The organism is Mycolicibacterium grossiae, assembly GCF_008329645.1.
Taxonomy (GTDB): Bacteria; Actinomycetota; Actinomycetes; order Mycobacteriales; family Mycobacteriaceae; genus Mycobacterium; species Mycobacterium grossiae.
In genome coordinates, this window is the sequence record NZ_CP043474.1 from 1,319,449 (window position 1) to 1,339,971 (window position 20,523).

The 20,523-nt window shown below is 69.5% G+C and carries 18 protein-coding genes and 2 tRNA genes; 5 read left to right on the forward strand and 15 right to left on the reverse strand.

All coding sequences use genetic code 11. The annotated features are described in order from the left end of the window. Positions 1-17 precede the first annotated feature (17 nt). Complete coding sequence (locus tag FZ046_RS06370; protein ID WP_246182912.1) at positions 18-794, reverse strand: DUF881 domain-containing protein; 777 nt, start codon at positions 792-794, stop codon at positions 18-20. A 129-nt stretch (positions 795-923) separates the two neighbouring features. Between FZ046_RS06370 and crgA the strand changes: the two genes are divergently transcribed. Both crgA and FZ046_RS06380 read left to right on the forward strand, forming a co-directional pair. After that, positions 924-1,208 (forward strand): cell division protein CrgA, encoded by a 285-nt coding sequence (gene crgA / locus FZ046_RS06375; RefSeq protein ID WP_070355124.1) that lies wholly within the window; start codon positions 924-926, stop codon positions 1,206-1,208. Between the two features lie 128 nt (positions 1,209-1,336). Beyond that, positions 1,337-1,768: a PH domain-containing protein gene (locus tag FZ046_RS06380; RefSeq protein ID WP_070355123.1), complete on the forward strand. Its 432-nt coding sequence runs from the start codon at positions 1,337-1,339 to the stop codon at positions 1,766-1,768. Between the two features lie 19 nt (positions 1,769-1,787). Here FZ046_RS06380 and FZ046_RS06385 read toward each other — a convergent pair whose 3' ends face one another. Further along, the gene (locus tag FZ046_RS06385) at positions 1,788-2,315 is read right to left on the reverse strand and encodes a peptidylprolyl isomerase (RefSeq protein WP_070355122.1); all 528 of its coding nucleotides are present in this window, start codon (positions 2,313-2,315) and stop codon (positions 1,788-1,790) included. 106 nt (positions 2,316-2,421) lie between these two features. Here FZ046_RS06385 and FZ046_RS06390 point away from each other — a divergent pair, with 106 nt between their 5' ends. Next, entirely contained in the window at positions 2,422-3,303 is an 882-nt protein-coding gene (locus tag FZ046_RS06390; protein WP_083298459.1) for an MBL fold metallo-hydrolase, read from the forward strand. Positions 3,304-3,307: 4 nt separating this feature from the next. On the opposite strand, the gene FZ046_RS06395 is transcribed toward FZ046_RS06390, so the two are convergent. Both FZ046_RS06395 and FZ046_RS06400 read right to left on the reverse strand, forming a co-directional pair. After that, on the reverse strand, positions 3,308-4,714 hold the full coding sequence (locus tag FZ046_RS06395) for a carboxylesterase/lipase family protein (RefSeq protein ID WP_070355121.1): 1,407 nt from the start codon (positions 4,712-4,714) through the stop codon (positions 3,308-3,310). Further along, positions 4,707-5,612 carry an MBL fold metallo-hydrolase gene (locus FZ046_RS06400; RefSeq protein WP_070355120.1) on the reverse strand — a complete coding sequence of 302 codons (906 nt, stop codon included), beginning with the start codon at positions 5,610-5,612 and terminating at the stop codon, positions 4,707-4,709. The genes FZ046_RS06395 and FZ046_RS06400 overlap by 8 nt, the downstream gene beginning before the upstream one ends. A 102-nt stretch (positions 5,613-5,714) precedes the next feature. Here FZ046_RS06400 and FZ046_RS06405 point away from each other — a divergent pair, with 102 nt between their 5' ends. Then, positions 5,715-6,599 (forward strand): helix-turn-helix domain-containing protein, encoded by an 885-nt coding sequence (locus FZ046_RS06405; RefSeq protein ID WP_070355119.1) that lies wholly within the window; start codon positions 5,715-5,717, stop codon positions 6,597-6,599. On the opposite strand, the gene FZ046_RS06410 is transcribed toward FZ046_RS06405, so the two are convergent. After that, positions 6,596-7,390 carry an SDR family NAD(P)-dependent oxidoreductase gene (locus FZ046_RS06410; RefSeq protein WP_070355118.1) on the reverse strand — a complete coding sequence of 265 codons (795 nt, stop codon included), beginning with the start codon at positions 7,388-7,390 and terminating at the stop codon, positions 6,596-6,598. The two genes, FZ046_RS06405 and FZ046_RS06410, sit on opposite strands and share 4 nt — an antisense overlap. 126 nt (positions 7,391-7,516) lie before the next feature. Between FZ046_RS06410 and cwsA the strand changes: the two genes are divergently transcribed. After that, positions 7,517-7,954, forward strand: coding sequence for a cell wall synthesis protein CwsA (cwsA, locus tag FZ046_RS06415; protein WP_070355117.1), 438 nt, complete (start codon positions 7,517-7,519; stop codon positions 7,952-7,954). Positions 7,955-8,008: 54 nt separating this feature from the next. On the opposite strand, the gene FZ046_RS06420 is transcribed toward cwsA, so the two are convergent. The 10 genes from FZ046_RS06420 to dnaA form a co-directional block, all read right to left on the reverse strand. After that, a tRNA-Ala gene (locus FZ046_RS06420) sits at positions 8,009-8,081 on the reverse strand. 148 nt (positions 8,082-8,229) lie between these two features. Beyond that, a tRNA-Ile gene (locus FZ046_RS06425) sits at positions 8,230-8,303 on the reverse strand. Between the two features lie 81 nt (positions 8,304-8,384). Next, positions 8,385-9,329, reverse strand: a complete 945-nt coding sequence (locus FZ046_RS06430) for a DUF3566 domain-containing protein (protein ID WP_070355116.1) — start codon at positions 9,327-9,329, stop codon at positions 8,385-8,387. Positions 9,330-9,339: 10 nt separating this feature from the next. Further along, on the reverse strand, positions 9,340-11,853 hold the full coding sequence (gene gyrA, locus FZ046_RS06435) for a DNA gyrase subunit A (RefSeq protein WP_070355115.1): 2,514 nt from the start codon (positions 11,851-11,853) through the stop codon (positions 9,340-9,342). 20 nt (positions 11,854-11,873) lie between these two features. Then, positions 11,874-13,904 (reverse strand): DNA topoisomerase (ATP-hydrolyzing) subunit B, encoded by a 2,031-nt coding sequence (gene gyrB, locus FZ046_RS06440; protein WP_070355114.1) that lies wholly within the window; start codon positions 13,902-13,904, stop codon positions 11,874-11,876. A gap of 266 nt (positions 13,905-14,170) precedes the next feature. After that, a complete protein-coding gene (locus FZ046_RS06445) occupies positions 14,171-14,725 on the reverse strand; it encodes a DUF721 family protein (RefSeq protein ID WP_070355113.1) in 555 nt (184 codons plus the stop codon). Beyond that, on the reverse strand, positions 14,722-15,882 hold the full coding sequence (gene recF, locus FZ046_RS06450; RefSeq protein ID WP_070355112.1) for a DNA replication/repair protein RecF: 1,161 nt from the start codon (positions 15,880-15,882) through the stop codon (positions 14,722-14,724). Before recF ends, FZ046_RS06445 begins: the two co-directional genes overlap by 4 nt. Before the next feature lie 33 nt (positions 15,883-15,915). Next, positions 15,916-16,809 carry a phosphogluconate dehydrogenase (NAD(+)-dependent, decarboxylating) gene (gene gnd / locus FZ046_RS06455; RefSeq protein WP_070355111.1) on the reverse strand — a complete coding sequence of 298 codons (894 nt, stop codon included), beginning with the start codon at positions 16,807-16,809 and terminating at the stop codon, positions 15,916-15,918. A gap of 26 nt (positions 16,810-16,835) precedes the next feature. Beyond that, complete coding sequence (gene dnaN, locus FZ046_RS06460) at positions 16,836-18,032, reverse strand: DNA polymerase III subunit beta (RefSeq protein ID WP_070355110.1); 1,197 nt, start codon at positions 18,030-18,032, stop codon at positions 16,836-16,838. Positions 18,033-18,765: 733 nt separating this feature from the next. Further along, on the reverse strand, positions 18,766-20,238 hold the full coding sequence (gene dnaA, locus FZ046_RS06465) for a chromosomal replication initiator protein DnaA (protein ID WP_070355109.1): 1,473 nt from the start codon (positions 20,236-20,238) through the stop codon (positions 18,766-18,768). Positions 20,239-20,523 lie beyond the last annotated feature (285 nt).

Consider the following 20,523-nt stretch of genomic DNA (forward strand, 5'->3'; position numbering starts at 1 on the left):
CGGGTCCCGGCGGGAAGTCAGTAGCCGAGCGGACCGGCCGGCTTGGCGTAGCGCATGCGCAGTGGCGCGTCGTAGCCGGCCAGGTCGACGCGCCCGCGTGCCTCCTCGGAGTAGCCGAGCCCGAACCGCACCACGTACTGGCGGTACAGCGTGACCAGGGGCGCGGCGGCCAGCGCCGCCTGCATGGCGCCGACGTCGCCGACGGCGGTGATGACGTAGGGCGGGCTGTAGGTCCTGCCGTTGAGCAGCAGCGTGTTCCCGACGCAGCGCGGCGCGGAGGTGCCGATGATGCGCTGATCCTGCATCTGGATGCCCTCGGCACCGGCGCTCCACAGCGCGTTGAGCACCGCCTGGACGTCCTGCTGGTGCACCACCAGGTCGTCCGGGGACGCATCGCCGGGGAAGCGCCCCTCGGCATCGCGCTGGGCGTCGTTCAGCGTGACGACGAGACCCGGTCCGCGTAGGGGCGCCACGCCCGCGTCGACGGCCAGGGTGTCCGCGCGGCCGGTGATCACCGTCAGCGCCGCGTCGGCGCTCGGGGAACCGCCGTGGTGATTGTCGACCTCCCCGACGAGGGCATCGCGCTGTGCGGTGAGCCGGTCGACCGACTGCTGCGCCTCGCGGACCAGGTCGACGAGCCGGGGAGCGTCGCTGCGGCGGATCTCGCCGCCCCCGGACACCGTGTGCGTGGTGGCCAGCAGCAGGCCCGCGCACAGGCAGACGATCGGCACGCCGTACCGCCACACCGAGCGTCGCGGCGGGGGGGTGTCGTCGGATCGCACGCCGTGTGCCACCGCTGCCCTCCCTTCGACGGTCGTACCGGCCCGAGGCCCCGCTGAGCTAGGCTCTTGGGTGCATCAGCTCCATCGTCGCACCTCACTGCACCGAGCCAGTGCGGTAGCCCCGAACGCCCGAAGGTACCCATGCCCAAGTCGAAGGTCCGCAAGAAGAACGACTTCACCGTCAACCCGGTGAGCCGTACTCCGGTGAAGGTCAAGGCTGGTCCGTCGAGCACCTGGTTCGTGGCGCTGTTCATCGGGCTCATGCTCATCGGTCTGGTGTGGCTGCTGGTATTCCAGCTCGCCGCCACCAACCCCGTCGACGCCCCGGGCTTCCTCACCTGGATGGCCGACCTCGCGCAGTGGAACTACGCGATCGCCTTCGCCTTCATGATCACCGGGCTGCTGCTCACCATGCGGTGGCGCTGATTCGTCACGTGCGCGTTCTCCGTTTCGCAACCCGCTCGTCACCCAATCACATCGATGTGATTCATCCCCATTGGGGATAGCGCATGTGGATAACGACATCGGCCTTGGTGAGAGGGTGTGCATAGCCCGTGCAGCAAACCGAGTGGGGCCCGCGGCCCGCGGCCGTCGTCGTCTGTGGACTGCTGGGCGTCGTGCTGCTGATCGCTGCTGTGACCCTGGTCACAGACGTGCCGGGACGCTTCCTCGCGAGTGTGGCGGGCATCGGCTTGGTGGCGTTCGCCGTGCTGTCGTGGCGGGCGCGGCCCAAACTGGCAATCGGCGCCGACGGCCTCGTGGTCCGCGGGTGGTTTCGCACGCGGACACTGCGCCGCGCGGACCTCGCCGCCGTACGCATCACGGAGTTCCGCAGGATCGGCCGCAAAGTCAGACTATTGGAGATCGACACCACGCCGGATGACGACCTGCTGGTGTTCACGCGGTGGCATTTGGGGGCCGAACCGCTCGCCGTCCTCGACGTGCTGACCGAGGCCGGGTACGTGCCGGAGACCCGGGCGCGCTAGGCGCCCGGGGTCGGAGGCATCAGGAGATGGTGACCGATTCGATGACCACCGGCTCGGTGGGGCGGTCGCCGTGGTCGGTGTCGGTGGTGGCGATGGCGTCCACGACCTTCTGCGACTCCGGGTCGACGACCTCGCCGAAGATGGTGTGCCGGCGGTTCAGGTGCGGCGTCTTGCCGACCGTGATGAAGAACTGCGAGCCGTTGGTGCCGGGGCCGGCGTTGGCCATGGCCAGCAGGTAGGGCTTGTCGAACTGCAGTTCCGGGTGGAACTCGTCGTCGAACTGGTAGCCCGGCCCGCCACGGCCGGTGCCCGTCGGGTCGCCGCCCTGGATCATGAAGCCGGCGATGACGCGGTGGAAGACGGCGCCATCGTAGAACGGACCGGACGCACCGCCGGTGGCGTTCTCGGTGCTGTAGTCCTTGGTGCCCTGAGCCAGTCCGACGAAGTTGGCGACGGTCTTGGGGGCGTGGTTGCCGAACAGGGCGATCTTGATGTCGCCGCGGTTCGTGTGCAGGGTCGCGGTTGCGGTCTGAATGGGGCTCGTCACGGGTTCTCAGTCTGCCACTCGCGCTCGGCCGGGTGACGTGCCCCCCGCACGACTCCCGCCCCGGGGTTCGACGCATGACGCCGCCGTGACCGGGTAGTGGCCGTCGATGACCTCCGAAGACCCGACGGCTCCCGGACGGGACGTCACCACCGGACACGCCACCGATCCCGACGGCTCGGCCACCACGGTCACCGTGACGTTCGTCGGCAATGCCACGACACTCGTCTCCACCGGCGACCTGACGATCCTGACCGACCCCAACTTCCTGCACCGCGGCCAGCACGCCTATCTGGGCCACGGCCTGGTGTCCAAGCGCCTGGTCGAGCCCGCGCTGTCCCTCGAGCAGTTGCCGCCGCTGGACGCCGTCGTGCTGTCGCACATGCACGGCGATCACTGGGACCGCGTGGCGCAGCGCGGCCTGGACCACGCACTGCCGATCATCACGACGCCGCACGCGGCCAAACGCCTGCGGCACCGCGGCTTTCACCGCGCTCTGGGGCTGGGGACGTGGCAGTCGTACACCCTGCACGGCGAGCGCAGCCGCATCGTCGCGACGTCGCTGCCCGGTCGGCACGCCCCGGTGTGGGCCGAGCGCCTCCTGCCGCCGGTGATGGGCACGATGCTCGAGATCGGTCCGACCGACGGCACGGTCAGCCGCCGTCTGTACATCTCGGGGGACACCCTGCTGATCGACGAACTGCACGAGATCCCGTTGCGGTTCTCCGCCATCAACGCCGGCATCCTGCACCTCGGCGGCACGCGCATCCCCGCCGGTGACCGCCTGCCGTTCGGCCTCACCGTCACGATGGACGCCCGGCAGGGCGCCGAGGCCGTGGAGCGGCTGAAGCTGCCGCTGGTGATTCCGGTCCACTTCGACGACTACTCCGTCTTCACCTCCGGCTTGGGCGAATTCACCGAGGAGATGGTGCGCCGGGGCATGGCCGACCGCATCCTCGAACTCACCCGGGGCTCCTCGGTGACGGTGTGACGCCTCAGCCGTCGAAGCGCCGGAGACCGTCCCACCCCGGGTCGCCGGTACGCGCGTAGGACACCCAGGCGCCGTGCATGGCGTCGGCCAGCGCAACGGGTGGCTCGTCCGGTCCGAGCAATCCGCGCGGGCCGCGCAGCGCCGGCACGCTCAGGCGGTCGAAGACGAAGGGGAGCTCGACGGTGTGCGCCGCGCCGAGGGTGCCGTCCAGCGCCGACGACCGCCAGCCGAACCGGTATTCGTGCCGCGGCGCCGCCGCACGCCGGGCGTGCGCATCGACCAGTCGTCGTGTGCCGGCGCCGAACAGCGCCTCGCCCAGGAGCGCCGACCGCACCTCGCCCCAGCTCGCGCCCGGCCTGCCCGCCCGGATCCGATCGATCACGCCCTGCGGGTCGAGCGACGTCCGCGCCGCCAACGCACGGACGTCGTCCTCGGTGGACGTCGCGAGGAGGCCGTGCGGTGCCAGGTAGAGGTGGCCCTCGTCGTCGTTGGTCCCGATCAGCACCGGCACGTCGGCACCCACGCCGGCGGCCACCGCCTCGGCGGGCTGCCGGTCGAGGACGAGGGCGAACGGGCTCAGGCCGGCCAGGGGGTCGATGTGCGTGGGTGTCCGGACTTCGGTGCCGGTGAGCGCCGCCCCGAGTGCCACCAGGTCGTCGTCGGAGCGGGCCGCCAGCATCTCCGCCGTGGGCGGCGAGTCCAGCAGCGTGCCCGCACGGTGGGTGACCCGCGCGGCCTGCTCGGGGTCGAAGGCGCCGGTGGGGTTGCCGCTCTGCACGATGACACGGCGCACCAGATCACCGGCACCGGGCGTGGTCATGGCCGCCGTGGTGAGGGTGGCTCCGGCCGATTGACCGAACAGCGTGACGTTGCCGGGGTCGCCGCCGAACGCCTCGGCGTTCGCGCGGACCCACCGCAGCGCGGCGAGAACGTCGAGCAGGCCCCGGTTCGACGGCGCGTCGGGGAGGTCGAGGAAGCCGATGAGGCCGAGCCGGTAGGTGACGGAGACGAAGACGATGCCGTCGCGCGCGAACGCCGCGCCGTCGTACAGCGGCGACCGCGTCGAGCCGGACAGGAACCCTCCGCCGTGCACGAACACCATTACTGGACAGCGTGATTCGCCGCGCGGCGCCCACACGTTCACCGTCAGGTAGTCCGGGCTGAGGTCGGACACCACGAACAGCGGGGACGCATCGAGCGCGCCGAACCCGTCGCGGCGCGCCTGAGGCGCCGTCGGGCCGGGCACGGTGGCGTCGCGCACGCCGCTCCATCCCGGCCGCGGTGCTGGTGCGGCGAACCTCGCGGCGCCGACCGGCGCCGCCGCGTAGGGCACGCCGCGGAAGCGCAGCACGCCGTCGCGCTCGGTTCCGCGAATCCGCCCGCTGGTCGTGCTGATGATCGGTTCAGGCATCGGTCAGCCTCCCGAAGGGGGCCCAGCGCGTGATCGTGAAGCCCTCACCGCGGCGGCCGATCTCCGCGCCGCCGTGACCGCCGAGATGCGCCGGGAAGACGAGGGTGTTGGTGTCGGCTGCGCGGCCGAGGACGCGGCGCCGGGTGGCGCGTGCCAGAACCGGGTCGACGCAGAAGCAGCTGTTGACCTCCGGTGCGTGGAACTGCAGAGGGGTGTGCAGCAGATCGCCCACGAAGACCGCGCGATCGCTCCCGGACGCGAGGGTGAGCATCGACGATCCCGGTGTGTGACCGGGCGTGAGCGCGAGCCGCAGGTTCGCGTCCAGGTCGAGCGTGCCGTCCCAGAGCTGGACGAGACCGGCGTTCGCGACGGGAGCGACACTGTCGCCGAACACGTTCCGGTGCTCGGGGCTCAACGCGTCGGCGCGTCCGCCGGCCGGGTCCCAGTACTCGAAGTCGGGACGCGGCATCAGATACGTCGCGCGGGGGAACGTCGGCACCCACGCGTCGCCGTCCCACCGGGTGTTCCACCCGACGTGATCGTTGTGCAGGTGGGTGTTGACGACGACGTCGACGTCCTCGGGCGTGACGCCCGCGCGGGCGAGGTTGTCCAGGTAGTCGGTCTGGAGGTGATGCCACACCGGTGAGGCGGGCCGGTCCTTGCCGTTGCCGACGCCGGTGTCGACCAGGATCGTGCGGCCCTCACTGCGCAGCAGCCACGTCTGGATTGCCGACACGCAGACGTCGCGCGTCGGGTCGTAGAAGTCCGGTGCCAACCAGTCGGCCTCCCAGGCGCCCGGCCGGCTGTCCGGGAAGAAGGTGGCCGGCGACAGCTCCACCGAGCCGAAGTACTCCATGACGCGGGTGACGCTGACGTCGCCCAGCACGATCTGGTCCATGCCGATCAGCGTGACGCCGGCCCGTGGGAGGGAACCAGCCCCGGACGTGCCCACCCCCGTCAGGGTTACCCTCCCGTCGCGCCGAGCGGGCATCGTGGAGGCATGCAGCACGCGACCCTCGGGGAGTTCCTCAGCGCCCGCCGCGCCCGGTTGCACCCGGACGACGTCGGCCTGCGCTTCGCACCGGACCGGCGGCGGGTGGCGGGCCTGCGCCGTGAGGAGGTGGCACAGCTCGCTGGCGTGAGCGTCTCCTATTACACCCGGCTGGAGCAGGGGCAGTCGTCGAACGCCTCACCGGCAGTCCTCGATGCCCTGGCCGATGCCTTGGCGCTCGACGAGCACGAGAGGCGACATCTGCATACCCTCGCCGCGGCCCGGCCGCCGCGCATGCGCCGCCCGCCCGGCGAGCGCGTCGACGACGCCACCCGGGACCTGCTGCGGAGCCTCGGTGACGTACCCGCCGTGGTGCTCGGTCGCCGAGCCGACGTCCTGGCGTGGAACGACATGGGCCATGCGCTGGTGGCCGGCCACCTCGACCGGTCGGCGCCGGACCGTCCGGCCGAGCGTCCCAACATGGTTCGGCTGGTGTTCCTCGATCCGCACGTGCGCGATCTGTACGTGGACTGGCAGCGCAAATCCCGGACGCTGGCGGGCTATCTGCGCCTGATGGCCGGCCGGTTCCCCGACGACGCTGCGCTGGCCGAGCTGGTGGGGGAGTTGTCGATGAAGAGCCCGGAGTTCGTGACGCTGTGGCGCGATCATCGCGTCAAGCCCTGCGAGGCAGAGACCTACGAGCTGCGCCATCCGCTGGTCGGGCCGCTGACGGTGACCCAGCAGAACCTCGCGGTGACGCGCACCCCGGACCAGTCGCTGTCCATCAGCACCGTCGCGGAGTGTTCGCCGTCCGCGCAGTCGCTGCTGCTGCTCGCACGGCTGGTACGGGAGCGCGCCACGGTGAACGAACCGGTGGCGAGCCCCGGCGTCTAACCGCGCGGCTTCGAGATCACCCGACTGCCAACGGCTTTCACGGCATCGGGCAGCACGCGGCTGACGGTACCCATCACCTTGGAACTCAGCGATCCGCCGACGACCTTCGCATCACCGCGCATCAGCGCCTGGAAACCCTGTCGCGCGACCTGCGCCGGGTCGTCCTTGCCGGACATCTTCCCGACGATGGTGTCGTCGAGCTTGGCGCGGTGGAAGAAATTCGTGTCCGTCGGACCGGGCATGAGCGCCGTCACCGTCACGTCGGTGCCGCGCAGTTCGTCGCGGACGGCTTCGCTGAACGACTGGATGAACGACTTCGACGCGTTGTACACCGACTGGTAAGACCCCGGCATCATCGACGCCACCGACGAGGTGAACAGCACCTTGCCTTCGTTGCGGGCGGCCATGTCGTCGAGGACCAGCTTCGCCAGGTGCACGGTGGAGCGGACGTTGAGGTCGACGACGTCGAGGTCGTCCTTCAGGTCGCTGTCGACGAACGAGCGGCCCATGCCCACACCGGCATTCAACGCAGCGGCCGCGACCGGACGTCCCTCGGCGACCGTGGTTGCCCAGAGCTTCTCGACCTCGTTCGGCTTGCGCAGGTCGGTGCGCACGGTCCGCACGGCGGCCGGGGTGTCGGCGAGCTTCGCTGGCACCTCCTCGATGCCGGCGTCCTCGGCGGCCACCACCAGGTCGTAGCCGTGCCGCGCGAACTGCTTGGCGAGTTCCAATCCGATGCCGTTCGAAGCGCCCGTGACCAAGGCGAGTGGTTTCCGAGTCGTCTGCGTCATGACGTCCCGCTACCCGGGGCCGGGGCATGCAAACGGCGGCGCGCGTTCTGCACTCCGCGGCCACCCCGCTGGGTACGGTGGTCGCCGGAAGACCCGCCCCAACCGACCGCAGAGGGATCGAGAGCCATGAGCCGAACGAAGTCCGTCGCCACGTTGACGCCCCGCCAGCGCCTCGCCCGTGGGTTGACTTACTCGGCGGTCGGGCCGCTCGACGTGACGCGCGGTGCCGTCGGTCTCGGCGTGCAGTCGGCCGGCTCGTCGGCGGCGTGGCTGCGTGACCGCTACCGCAGCGGTGCGGTGCGCCGCGACCTGGAGGCGGCCCGGGAGGCGCTGGTTGCGGAGCTCACCGCCGCACAGGAGGCCATCGCCGCGCTGCCGGGCGCACTGCCGGCGTCGGTGCGGACGTCGCGCAAGGTCCGACGCCGGCCACGTCCGGTGGTACTCGCTGCGGCCGGGGTTGCGGTCCTCGCCGTCGGCGCCGTCACGTTCTCGATCGTGCGACGCTCGACCCAGCCCGACCCGTCGCCGCTGCCGCCGAGTGTGGACGTCACGCCGAAGCCGTGAGGCCGGCCTCGGGCCGGCTGTGCATCCTGCAGCGAATCCGGCTGTGAATCTCTGTGGAGCCTAGGAGATTCGAACTCCTGACATCTGCCTTGCAAAGGCAGCGCTCTACCAACTGAGCTAAGGCCCCGTGGTTTCGGCGGGCTGATCGGCGGCATCTCCGGCAACTACGTGCCACACCTCGAACTGGGAGTGGGACCGGAGGACGATCACACCCGCCACGATGGCGGCCAGCAGGACCAACCGCTTCACAGCACACCTTCCTCGAAGGAACACCGTGGGCCTAGGAGGACTCGAACCTCCGACCTCTTCGTTATCAGCGAAGCGCTCTAACCGCCTGAGCTATAGGCCCGTCGTCGCATGCGACCGAGCGAGATTACCGCAAGCGGGGCCCCGCTCCCAAACCGGCAGAACGCCGGGCCCCCCAGCGGCCTCAGTCCCGGTCGGCGAGCGTCACCTCGATGCCGCCGACGAGGTCGGTCGTGAGGTTGTAGATGAAGGCCGCGGCGGTCGCCATGGCGGTCAACAGGACGATGTTGACCAGGCCGATGAGCGCGGCGCCACCGAAGATCGTGCCGCTGGAGACGAGTTCGCCGCCGCTGCCACTGGCGCTGGTCAGCAGGTCACCCACGTTGCTGTTCAGCTTGGTCCACACGCCCATGCCACCGAGCACCAGGTAGAGGAACGCCACGGCGATCATCCACACGAAGAACAGCGCGACCGACAGGACCAGCGAGACCTTCAAGACGCTCCACGGGTCGAACCGGCGCACCTGCATGCTGGCGCGCACCGGACCGCCATGGGACCGGTTCACCGGGGGACGCGGCACCGGCCGCTGGCCGGCGTCCGACGCCGGCCTCTCGGCAGCCGGCTTGCGGGCGGCCGGGCGCGGCGGACCGGACAGGTCGGGCAGCTCGCTGGCGTAGTTCTCCGAACGGGTCTCCGAACGGGTCTCCCGACTGGCATCGGCGCGGGCCGGCTGCGGCGCGTCGGACCCGCGGACCGGGGCGGTCTCCCGCGCGGCCTCGCGGACCGGAGCCGCCTCGCGGACGGGCGCGGTGTCGCGGTGCCCGGACGGCGTTGCGGCACCGCCCCCCATGAAGCGGTTGATCCGGGCGTCCACGCCGGGTGCATGCCCGGCGCGGTCACCCTCGGCCTGCTGCCCCTCGCCGGGTCGCTGCTCGCCCGGCCGCTGTTCGGGGCGGGTGCGGGCACCGCCCCGCTGCCAGGGCGGCACCTCGCCGTGTTGTTCGCCGGGGGCACCGCTGCGCTGCGCACCGGCGGTCCGGCCGGCATCGGTCGCGCCGTTCGTCGAGCCGTTGGCACTTCCTGGCCCGTCACCCGCGCGGGGGCGCCCCGGGTCGTTCGGTGAACTCACGCTCGGCTCCTCATGTCTCGTCGGACGACCCGCTGTCAGCGAGCTCCTCCGCCGCATCTTCGTCGGCGTTGCGCGCGATGGCAATCAGTGTGTCGCCGTCCCCGAGGTTCATCAAGCGCACGCCCTTGGTCTGGCGACCAGCCTTGCGCACCTGACGGGCCCCGGTCCGGATCACTCCGCCGCCGGAGGTGATCGCGTACAGCTCGGTGTCGTCATCGACGATCAACGCCCCGACCAGCGTGCCACGCCGACGGTCGTACTGAATCGTCAGGATGCCCTTGCCGCCGCGGCCCTGGGCGCTGTACTCCTCGATCGCGGTGCGCTTGGCGTAGCCGCCCGACGTCGCGACCAGCAGGTACGTGCCCTCGCGCACCACGTTCAGCGAGAGCAGCTGGTCCTCTTCGTTGAACCGCATGCCCTGCACGCCCGAGGTCGCCCGGCCCATCGGCCGCAGCGCCTCGTCGGTCGCCGAGAAGCGGATCGACTGGCCCTTGGCCGACACCAGCAGCAGGTCCTCGGTGGCCGAGCACAGCACCGCGCCGACCAGCTCGTCGCCGTCGCGCAGGTTCACCGCGACGATGCCGCCCGAGCGGTTGGAGTCGAAGTCGACCAGCCGGGACTTCTTCACCAGGCCGTTGCGCGTGGCGAGCACCAGATACGGCGCGTCCTCGTAGGACTTGATCTGGATGACCTGCGCGATGCGCTCTTCTGGCTGGAACGCCAGCAGGTTCGCGACGTGCTGGCCGCGCGCCGTCCGCGACGCCTCGGGCAGTTCGTAGGCCTTCGCCCGGTACACCCGGCCCTGCGTGGTGAAGAACAGGATCCAGTCGTGGGTGGAGCAGACGAAGAAGTGGTTGACGATGTCGTCGGCCTTGAGACCCGCGCCCTGCACGCCCTTGCCGCCGCGCTTCTGGCTGCGGTAGAGGTCGGTCTTGGTGCGCTTGGCGTACCCGGTCTCGGTGATCGTGACGACGACGTCCTCGCGGGCGATGAGGTCCTCGTCGCTCACCTCGCCGTCGGCGGGCACGATGCGGGTGCGGCGGTCGTCGCCGTACTTGTCGGCGATCTCCTGCAGTTCGTCGCGGACGATCGATCGCTGCCGCTCCGGCTTGGCGAGGATGTCCTCGAGGTCGGCGATCTCGGCCTCGATCTTGGCGAGGTCGTCGACGATGCGCTGCCGTTCCAGCGCCGCGAGGCGGCGCAGCTGCATGTCGAGGATCGCCTGTGCCTGGATCTCGTCGACGTCGAGCAGGTCCATCAGGCCGGTGCGCGCGACGTCGGCACTCGCCGACGCCCGGATCAGCGCGATGACCTCGTCGAGCGCATCGAGCGCCTTGACCAGACCACGCAGGATGTGGGCCCGCTCGTTGGCCTTGCGCAGCCGGTAGCGCGTGCGCCGCACGATGACGTCGAGCTGATGCTCGACGTAGTACCGGATCATCTGATCCAGGCGCAGCGTGCGCGGCACGCCGTCGACGATCGACAGCATGTTGGCGCCGAAGCTCGTCTGCAGCTGGGTGTGCTTGTAGAGGTTGTTCAGCACGACCTTCGCGACGGCGTCGCGCTTGAGTTCCACGACGATGCGCAGACCCACGCGGTCACTGGACTGGTCCTCGATGTTGGAGATGCCGGCCAGTTTCCCGTCGCGCACCTGCTCGGCGATGGACGTGATGAAGTTGTCGTGGTTGACCTGGTACGGCAGCTCGGTGATGACGATCGACGTGCGACCGCGGCTGTCCTCCTCGATCTCGACCACGCCGCGCATGCGGATCGATCCGCGCCCGGTGTTGTAGGTGTCCTGGATTCCCTGCGAGCCGACGATCAGGCCGTGCGTGGGGAAGTCCGGACCCTTGACCCGCTCGCACACGGCGGCGAGCGTCGCCTCCTCGTCCGCTTCGTGGTTCTCCAGGCACCAGTACACGGCCTCGGCCAGCTCGCGGAGGTTGTGCGGCGGGATGTTGGTCGCCATGCCGACCGCGATGCCACCCGATCCGTTGGCGAGCAGGTTGGGGAACCGGCTCGGCAGCACGGTCGGTTCCTGCACCCGGCCGTCGTAGTTCGGGATGAAATCGACGGTCTCCTCGTCGATTTCGCGCAGCATCTCCATCGCGAGCGGGGTGAGCCGCGCCTCGGTGTAGCGCATGGCGGCTGGCGGGTCGTTGCCCGGCGAGCCGAAGTTGCCCTGCCCGTCGACGAGCGGGTAGCGCAGCGACCACGGCTGCGCCATGCGCACCAGGGTGTCGTAGATCGACGCGTCGCCGTGTGGGTGGTAGTTGCCCATCGTCTCGGCCACCGACCGCGCGGACTTCGCGTGGCCCCGGTCGGGCCGGAAGCCCGAGTCGTACATGGCGTAGAGCACGCGGCGGTGCACGGGCTTGAGGCCGTCGCGGACCTCCGGCAGGGCGCGGCCGACGATCACGCTCATCGCGTAGTCGATGTAGCTGCGCTGCATCTCCTGCTGGATGTCGACCGGTTCGATCCGGTCGCCGGTCTCGTCGCCCGGCGGCAGGGTGGTGTCAGTCATCTGGTGTCAGTTCCTAAGTGCTAAACGTCGAGGAAGCGAACGTCTTTGGCATTACGGGTGATGAAGCTGCGGCGGGCCTCGACGTCCTCGCCCATCAAGATCGAGAACAGTTCGTCGGCCGCGGCGGCGTCGTCGAGCGTCACCTGGCGCAGCACGCGCACCGACGGATCCATGGTGGTCTCCCACAGCTCCTTGGCGTCCATCTCGCCCAGACCCTTGTACCGCTGGATGCCGTCCTCGGCGTTGATCTTCTTGCCCGCGGCGCGACCCGCCTCGAGCAGGCCGTCGCGCTCACGGTCGGAGTACGCGAATTCCGGTTCGGCGCGTTGCCATTTCAGCTTGTACAGCGGCGGCTGCGCCAGGAAGATGTGGCCGTTCTCCACCAGCGGCTTCATGAAGCGGAACAGCAGCGTCAGCAGCAGGGTGGAGATGTGCTGGCCGTCGACGTCGGCGTCGGCCATGAGCACGATCTTGTGGTAGCGCAGCTTGGCGATGTCGAATTCGTCGTGGATGCCGGTGCCCAGCGCGGTGATGATCGCCTGCACTTCGGTGTTCTTCAGGACGCGGTCGATGCGGGCCTTCTCGACGTTGATGATCTTGCCGCGCAACGGCAGGATCGCCTGGAACATCGAGTCCCGGCCGCTCTTGGCCGAGCCGCCGGCCGAATCACCCTCCACCACGTACAGTTCCGACTTGCTCGGGTCGGTGGAACGGCAGTCGGCGAGCTTGCCGGGCAGACCGCCGATGTCCGTTGCACTCTTGCGACGCACCAGTTCTCGCGCCTTGCGCGCGGCGATGCGGGCCTGCGCCGAGGACACCGCCTTGTTCACCACGGTCTTCGCCTCGGCCGGGTTCGCATCGAACCAGTGCTGCAGCTCCTCGTTGCAGATCTTCTGCACGAACGACTTCACCTCGGTGTTGCCGAGCTTGGTCTTGGTCTGGCCCTCGAACTGCGGCTGGGACACCTTGACCGAGATGACCGCGGCCAACCCCTCGCGAATGTCGTCGCCGGTGAGGTTCGGATCCTTCTCCTTGAGCAGCTTCTTGTCCTTGGCGTACCGGTTCACCACCGTGGTGAGCGCGGCGCGGAAACCTTCTTCGTGCGTGCCGCCCTCGTGGGTGTTGATGGTGTTGGCGAAGGTGTGCACCGACTCCGAGTAGCCGGCGTTCCACTGCATCGCGATCTCGACCTCGTGGCCCGGACCCTTGCCGTCGAAGTCGATCACGCTCTGCTGGATCGCCGTCTTCGTGCGGTTGATGTGCTTGACGAAGTCGACCAGGCCGCCGGGGTAGCAGAACGTCCGGTGCTTCACCTTCTGCTGCTTGCCGCCGGCCTCGGCGGCCTTCTCCTCGGCGGACTTCGGCGCCTCGGCGGTATCGCTGACGACCTCGTCCACCACTTCCTCGGCGGTGACGCGCTCATCGGTGAGGTCGATGGTCAGGCCCTTGTTGAGGAACGCCATCTCCTGCAGGCGACGGGCGATGGTCTCGAAGTCGTAGTCGGTGGTCTCGAAGATGTCCGGGTCGGCCCAGAACCGGATGGTGGTGCCGGTCTTCTTGGTCTTGTCACCCTGGCGCAGGGTGCCGGGGACCGAGCGGTCGTAGGTCTGGAACCACTCGTAGCCGTCCTTGCGGATGTCGGCCTCCAGGCGCGTGGAGAGCGCGTTCACCACCGAGACGCCGACGCCGTGCAGGCCGCCGGACACCTGGTAGGCGCCCTCCTCGAACTTGCCGCCGGCGTGCAGCACGGTCATGACCACGTCCACGGTCGGGATGCCGGTCGCGTGCATCGCGACGGGGATGCCGCGGCCGTCGTCGGTGACCTCGACGCCGCCGTCCTCGAGGATGCGGACGTCGACGCGGCTGGCGAAGCCGGCCATCGCCTCGTCGACGGCGTTGTCCACGACCTCCCAGATCAGATGGTGCAGACCACGCTCACCGGTGGAACCGATGTACATGCCCGGGCGCTTGCGGACCGCCTCCAGGCCTTCGAGCACCTTGATGGAATCGGCGCCGTACTCACTGGGAGCGTTCTTCTTCTGGGCAGCCACGTGGGACGCGTCTCCTTCGTCGTCTGCGAGTCATTCGCAAGGAATCCCTGCCGAGGGGAGAATGGTGACGTCGAACCCCTCGCGGATCTCGTGCCAGTCTACCGCCACGGACCGTCAGGGCCCACTCTCAGGCCGCGTTTTGGCGCACCTAATCACGCCGTCTGCGGAATTTCTCGACTGAGTTCGCGTCCTGTCGCCCGAGACACCTCGATCGACGATTCACGCGGCTCTGAAGGCGTCGAGTCGCGGACCCCCAGCCGTACGTGTCAGCCGTACGTGTCACGCGGCCCGCGGCCGGCGACGTGGTATCGGCCCTTGCGCCACGACGGCGCGGTCGGCCCGACGATCTTCAGGGACGTCACCACGCCGTCGCCGACCGCGGCGGCGATCTTCGCGAGCAGTTGCGCCTGCACCATCCGCAGCTGCGTGGCCCATGCGGTCGATTCCGCCGTCACCGTCAGGACGCCCTCGGACAGCGCCGTCGGAGCGGCGTGCTCGGCGATCTGCGCACCGACGACCTCCGGCCACTGACCGAACACCGCGCCCTCCGCCACCCGCGTCGTCCAGCCGCGCTGACGCGCCAGGTCCAACGTCGCCGACCCGAGCGTCTGCGGATCGCGGACATCGGGACCCGGACCGGACCAGGTGCGCCGCTTGCCACGGCCGGCCACCCGCGCACGGGTGGGGGAGGTGCGGCCGCGGCCGACGTCCTTGCCCTGGCTCTTGGCGGCGCCGCGGGCCTCCTCGAGCGTCCGCCGCACCAGGTCCATGCCCTTCAGGTGGGCGAGGTGCTCGGGCGGGCCGCCCTGCTCCTCGGTCATGCGATCACCTCCGACGTGCGTCCGGTGTCCTCGTCCCGCATCCCGATCCGAATCCGCCGGGCGTCCCAGTCGGCCGGGATGTCGTCGTGCACCGCGGCGGTCACCAGCACCTGCTCGGCCGACGACGCGACGGCCACCAGCGCGCGCCGCCGGGCGTCGTCGAGTTCGGCGAACACGTCATCGAGCAGCAGCACGGGATCCGAACCGTCCTGGCGCAGCAGTTCGTAGGCGGCCAACCGCAACGACAATGCCATCGACCACGATTCGCCGTGGCTGGCGAAGCCCTTCGCCGGCTGGTCGCCGAGCCGCAGTTCGAGATCGTCGCGGTGCGGACCCACCAGGCAGACGCCCCGCTCGAGTTCCGAGGAGCGCCGCGCCGCCAGCGCCTCGAGCAGCGCCGCCTCGTACACCTCGATGGCCGTCGTACCCGAAGATGCTTCGGCCTCAACGTTTTCCGTGCCGCTGCGGTAGGCGATGGCGGCCGGCCGCGATGCCGGGGCGAGCAGCTGGTAGGCCTTCGCCACCTCCGGCGCCAACTGCGTCACCAGGTCCACGCGCGCCGCGATCAGCTGGGCGCCGTAGCGGGCCAGGTGACCGTCCCACACGTCGAGGGTCGCCAGCGCGGAGGTGTCGCCCCGGTACCGCGCCCCCGACGCCGTCTTCAGCAGCGCCGTGCGCTGCCGCACCACCTTGTCGTAGTCGGCACGGATGCCCGCGACCGTCGGGCGCCGCGTGGTCGCGAGTTCGTCGAGGTAGCGCCGCCGCTCGCCAGGGTCGCCACGCACCAGCGCCAGATCCTCCGGCGCGAACAGCACCGCCCGCAGCACGCCGAGCACCTCGCGCGGACTGCGCACCGGCGAACGGTTGAGTCGGGCCTTGTTCGCCCGCCCGGAGGTGATCTCGAGATCGATTGCCAGTTCGCGGCCGTCGTTGACGACGATCGTCGAGACCACCGCGCGCTCCGCCCCGGCGCGGATCAACGGCGCATCCGTGGCCACGCGGTGGGAGCCGAGCGTGGCGGCGTACCACAGCGCCTCGACGAGATTGGTCTTGCCGTAGCCGTTGGACCCGACGAACACCGTGCGTCCCGGCTCGAGCGCCACGTCGACGCGCGACCACGAGCGGAAGTCGGTCAGGACCAGCTGTCGTACGTACAAACCGTGTTCTCCGTTGGCGCGGCGGTGACCACCTCAGCCCGAGGTGGAGACCCGCTTCACCGCGTGCCCGCCGAACTGATTACGCAGCGCTGCAACGGCTTTCATGGTCGGGGAGTCGTCCTGGCGTGACAGGAAGCGGGCGAACAGCGACGCCGCGATGCCCGGCACCGGGACGCGCAGCCGAATGGCCTCCTCCACGGTCCACCGGCCCTCACCCGAGTCCTCGGTGTAACCGGAGATGTCGTTGAGGCCCGGATCGTCCTTGAGCGCCTTCGCCAGCAGCTGCTGCAGCCAGGACCGCACGACGGTGCCGTTGGTCCACGCCTGGTACACCGCCTGCGGATCCTTCACCAGGTCCTCGGCGGCGAGCATCTCGTAACCCTCGGCATACGCCGTCATCAGCGCGTACTCCACGCCGTTGTGCACCATCTTAGTGAAGTGGCCGGCGCCGACCGGGCCGGCGTGGACGAAGCCGTCGGCCACGTCACCCGGCGGGCGCAGGGTGTCGAAGATCGGCATCGCGCGGGCGACGTGCTCGTCACTGCCGCCGACCATCAGCCCGTAACCCTCGGTGAGGCCCCAGATGCCGCCGGATACGCCGGCATCCACGAATCCGATCCCCTTGTCGTTCAACAGCTTTGCGTGCGGGGCGTCGTCGGTGTAGCGCGAGTTGCCGCCGTCGATCACCAGGTCGCCCTCGGACAGCACGTCGGCCAGCGCGACGATCGTGTCGTGGGTGACCGTGCCCGACGGCACCATCACCCACACGACACGGGGTGCCTCGAGCGCTTCGGCCAGCGCCGCGAGCGACTCGACGTCACTGACCTCCGGCCGCGGGTCGTAGCCGACCACCTCGTGGCCGCCACCCCGCAGCCGCTCCCGCATGTTGAAGCCCATCTTGCCGAGGCCGATCAACCCCAGTTGCATGTGTGCTCTCCTGGTGTCCGGGCCGGTCAGCCCGGAAGCCGCACCGGCATCAACAAATAGACGTAGTCGGTCTGCCCGGCCGGGAACGGCCCGGTGTCGCCCGACTGCACCCCATCATCACCCGCCGGCCGCAACACTGCGGGACGGCTGGGTGTCGTGAAGCCGAACGTCACCTTCTCCGAATGCAGCGATCCCAAACCATCGGTCAGGTAGGTGGGGTTGAACGCGATGGTCAGCGGCTCGCCGGAGAACTCGACCGGCAGGTCCTCCTCGGCGCGACCGACGTCCTCGGCACCCGCCGAGAGGTGCAGCACGTCGCCGTCGAACTCCATGCGGACCTGCGCGCCCCGGTCGGCGACCAGCGCCACGCGCTTGATCGCCTCGGTGAGGGCCGCGACGCCGATGGTGGCCACCGCGGTGTGCTCGGTGGGCAGCAACTGCCGGAACTTCGGGAACTCCGCGTCGAGCAGACGGCTGGTGGTGCGCTTGCCGTTGCTGCGGATTCCGAGCAGTCCGTCCTTGCCCACCGACTCGCCGGAGCCGAGCGACAGGTGCACCTCCGAGCCGTCGGAGCCGGCCTTCGCCGCCTCGGACAGGGTCTTCGCGGGAACCAGCACGGCGGCCTCGACGTCGGCGGTCGCGGTGGACCAGGTGAGTTCGCGCACGGCCAGACGGAACCGGTCGGTCGCCGCCAAAACGACTTTCTCACCGTTGATTTCGACGCGGATGCCGGTGAGCATCGGCAACGTGTCGTCACGGCCGGCGGCCACGGCGACCTGACCGATGGCCTGGGCGAAGAGGCTCGAGGGCACGACTCCGGTCTCGTCGGGCAGCGAGGGGAGGGTCGGGTAGTCCTCGACCGCCATCGTGGGCAGCGAGAACCGCGCACTGCCGCAGTTGAGCGCGACGCGGGTGCCCTCGACGGTGACGTCGACCGGCTTGGCCGGCAGGGCCCGGGTGATGTCCGACAGCAACCGGCCCGAGACGAGCACGCTGCCCGGCGAGGCGATCTCGGCGGGCACCCGAATCTCGGCCGACACCTCGTAGTCGTAGCCGGAGATCGTCAGGCCGTCGTCGCTGCCGGTGAGCAGGACCCCGGAGAGCACGGGCACGGTGGGGCGGGTCGGCAGGATCCGTGCGACCCAGGCCACGGCGTCCGCGAAGTCCTCGCGCACCAGCCGGAACTTCAGATCCGTGAGACCAGCACTCGTCGCCGCGTCCATAGCGTCCCTTCGAAGAATCCCCAACAACACACGCCAAGCAGCGGATGACGACGCTCTCGGCGTTCGGCGCTAGACGCTGCGGTGTGACGACCGTACCGGTCGCCGCTGAACCACCGTAGAGCCTCCCGCGCCAACTTGAAAGCTAATCGATGGGAGTGACGGACCGCCGTCCGAGTGCCCGTCCGAGACGTCCCGGACGCGTCGTCCCCAAGGCCCTTCTTCTAAAGAGAATCCCTTGAAGGTATCTAGGTATCAGTAATAGGGGCTGTGGGATCTGTGGATTGGCACCTCGTCGTGCAGGTAGGGCGGCTGCGGCGGTTGTGCAGTGCTCGTGGATCTCCTCGGGAGTGATCCTCGTGCTCGTGGATGGCGGCCGGTTCCTCCACGGCCCGCTCGGGTTGCCCCGGATCCACTCGACGGTTGTGCACGAGTGCTCCACGAGGCGGGCTCGTGACGGGTGTGACCAGCGGGTCGGAAGTTCCTCCGTGAATCCGGGTGGGAGTCTGTCAGGTGACGGCGTGTTGAACGGCGCGACACGCCGTGGTGGTCGTGGGGGAGTGGCGCTTCGCCGGTCGCCGGTCGCCGATCGCCGTCGCCGATCGCGGCCGGGGATCGCCAGGAGCCGCCGTGGGGACGGTGCTCGAGGCGCGCATCGGCCACCGCGAGGGCGCCAGTGCGGGGGGCGCAGCGCGGGAGGGGCAGTGGGCAGTGGGGCCCGGGGAACGAGGTGCGCTCAGCGCTGCTTGGAGCGCTGCCGGATGCGCGTGGTGAGTTCGGTGACGTGGTCGAATACCTCACGGCGCTCGGCCATCTCGCCGCGAATCTTCTTCTCCGCGTACATGACCGTGGTGTGGTCGCGGCCGAAGGACTGGCCGATCTTCGGCAGCGACAGGTCGGTCAGCTCGCGGCACAGGTACATCGCGATCTGTCGCGACTGCGCGAGCGCCCGGGTCTTGCCCGGGCCGCGGAGTTCCTCGACCGACGTCTCGAAGTAGTCGGCCGTGACGGCCATGATGGTGGCGGTACTGATCTGCGTGGTGTTCGAGTCCGAGATCAGGTCCCGCAGGACGATCTCCGCGAGCGCCTTGTCGATCGTCGTCTTGTTCAGCGACGCGAAGGCGGTGACGCGGATGAGTGCGCCCTCGAGTTCGCGGATGTTGCGTTCGATCCGGCTGGCGATGAGTTCCAGGACGTCGCCGGGCACGTCGAGACGATCCATCTGTGCCTTCTTGCGCAGGATGGCGATGCGGGTCTCGAGTTCGGGCGGCTGCACGTCGGTGATGAGGCCCCACTCGAATCTGGTGCGGAGCCGGTCCTCCAGCGTCGCGAGCTGCTTGGGCGGCCGGTCGGAGGAGATCACGATCTGCTTGTTCGCGTTGTGCAGGGTGTTGAAGGTGTGGAAGAACTCCTCCTGGATGCCTTCCTTGCCCTCGATGAACTGGATGTCGTCGACGAGCAGCACGTCGATGTCGCGGTAGCTCCGCTTGAATGACGCCTTGCGGTCGTCGCGCAGGGAGTTGATGAAGTCGTTGGTGAATTCCTCGGTCGAGACGTACTTGACCCGCATGCCCGGGAAGAGGCGCTGGGCATAGTTGCCGGCCGCGTGCAGCAGATGGGTCTTGCCCAGACCGGACTCGCCCCAGATGAACAGTGGGTTGTAGGCCCGGGCCGGCGCCTCGGCGATCGCCAGCGTCGCCGCGTGCGCGAACCGATTCGACGCGCCGATGACGAAGGTCTCGAAGGTGTACCGGCGGTTCAGGCTGGCGTCGGCGCTCTCGGCGCGGGCGGGCGCGCGGTTGGTGAAGTGGCTCGGCCAGCTGGCCTCGGCGCTGGCGAGGGCCTCGCCGTCCTCGTCCACCTCGTCGGCGTCCGGGACGACGGACAGCAGTGGCCGGTCCTCCTCGGCGTCGGCGTCGGCCGGTTCGGGATCGGCGATGCGGACGCCGAGTTCGACGCGCTGGCCGAGGCGGCGGCTGAGGCAGGCGATGATGTGCTCGCGCAGGCTGCGCTCGATCTCGTTCTGGACGAACGTCGTCGGCACCGACAGCAGCGCAAAGCCCTCGGTCAGGACCAGCGGCTTGACGAGCTTGAGCCAGGCGCGCTGTTGCGCGGTGAGCAACGGTCCGCCGTCACCGGTGGCGCCGTGCAGTTCGGCGACGACGTCATTCCAGATGCTGACGAAGGGTGGGTCGGGGTCCGTGGTCAACGAGACGTACCCCCTCGCAGCCGGTCAACGGAACGCGGCCGTATATGACGATGCCAAATCTGTCCACATGGTTATCCACAGACTGTGGACAACGGACAGTGGTGTCGTGTCGATGTCGTGTTCTGGGTTGGCGTGTCCCGGGGCTCGTCACAGTGGTCGACCGGCTGTGGGCTCGCGGGGCGGCGTCATCCTCGATTGTCGTCTTTCGCCGCTCGAGTCCGAAACGGCACTGCCAGAAGCTAACAGTTTTCCCGGCGGGTGCCAACCGTTCTGCAACATTGACGG

Coding starts and splice junctions, on each gene's coding strand:
- crgA (WP_070355124.1), top strand. CDS start 924: ATGCCCAAGTCGAAGGTCCGCAAGAAGAACGACTTCACCGTCAACCCG.
- FZ046_RS06390 (WP_083298459.1), top strand. CDS start 2,422: ATGACCTCCGAAGACCCGACGGCTCCCGGACGGGACGTCACCACCGGA.
- FZ046_RS06395 (WP_070355121.1), bottom strand. CDS start 4,714: ATGCCTGAACCGATCATCAGCACGACCAGCGGGCGGATTCGCGGAACC.
- FZ046_RS06400 (WP_070355120.1), bottom strand. CDS start 5,612: ATGGACCAGATCGTGCTGGGCGACGTCAGCGTCACCCGCGTCATGGAG.
- FZ046_RS06405 (WP_070355119.1), top strand. CDS start 5,715: ATGCAGCACGCGACCCTCGGGGAGTTCCTCAGCGCCCGCCGCGCCCGG.
- FZ046_RS06410 (WP_070355118.1), bottom strand. CDS start 7,390: ATGACGCAGACGACTCGGAAACCACTCGCCTTGGTCACGGGCGCTTCG.
- cwsA (WP_070355117.1), top strand. CDS start 7,517: ATGAGCCGAACGAAGTCCGTCGCCACGTTGACGCCCCGCCAGCGCCTC.
- gyrA (WP_070355115.1), bottom strand. CDS start 11,853: ATGACTGACACCACCCTGCCGCCGGGCGACGAGACCGGCGACCGGATC.
- FZ046_RS06445 (WP_070355113.1), bottom strand. CDS start 14,725: ATGACCGAGGAGCAGGGCGGCCCGCCCGAGCACCTCGCCCACCTGAAG.
- gnd (WP_070355111.1), bottom strand. CDS start 16,809: ATGCAACTGGGGTTGATCGGCCTCGGCAAGATGGGCTTCAACATGCGG.
- dnaN (WP_070355110.1), bottom strand. CDS start 18,032: ATGGACGCGGCGACGAGTGCTGGTCTCACGGATCTGAAGTTCCGGCTG.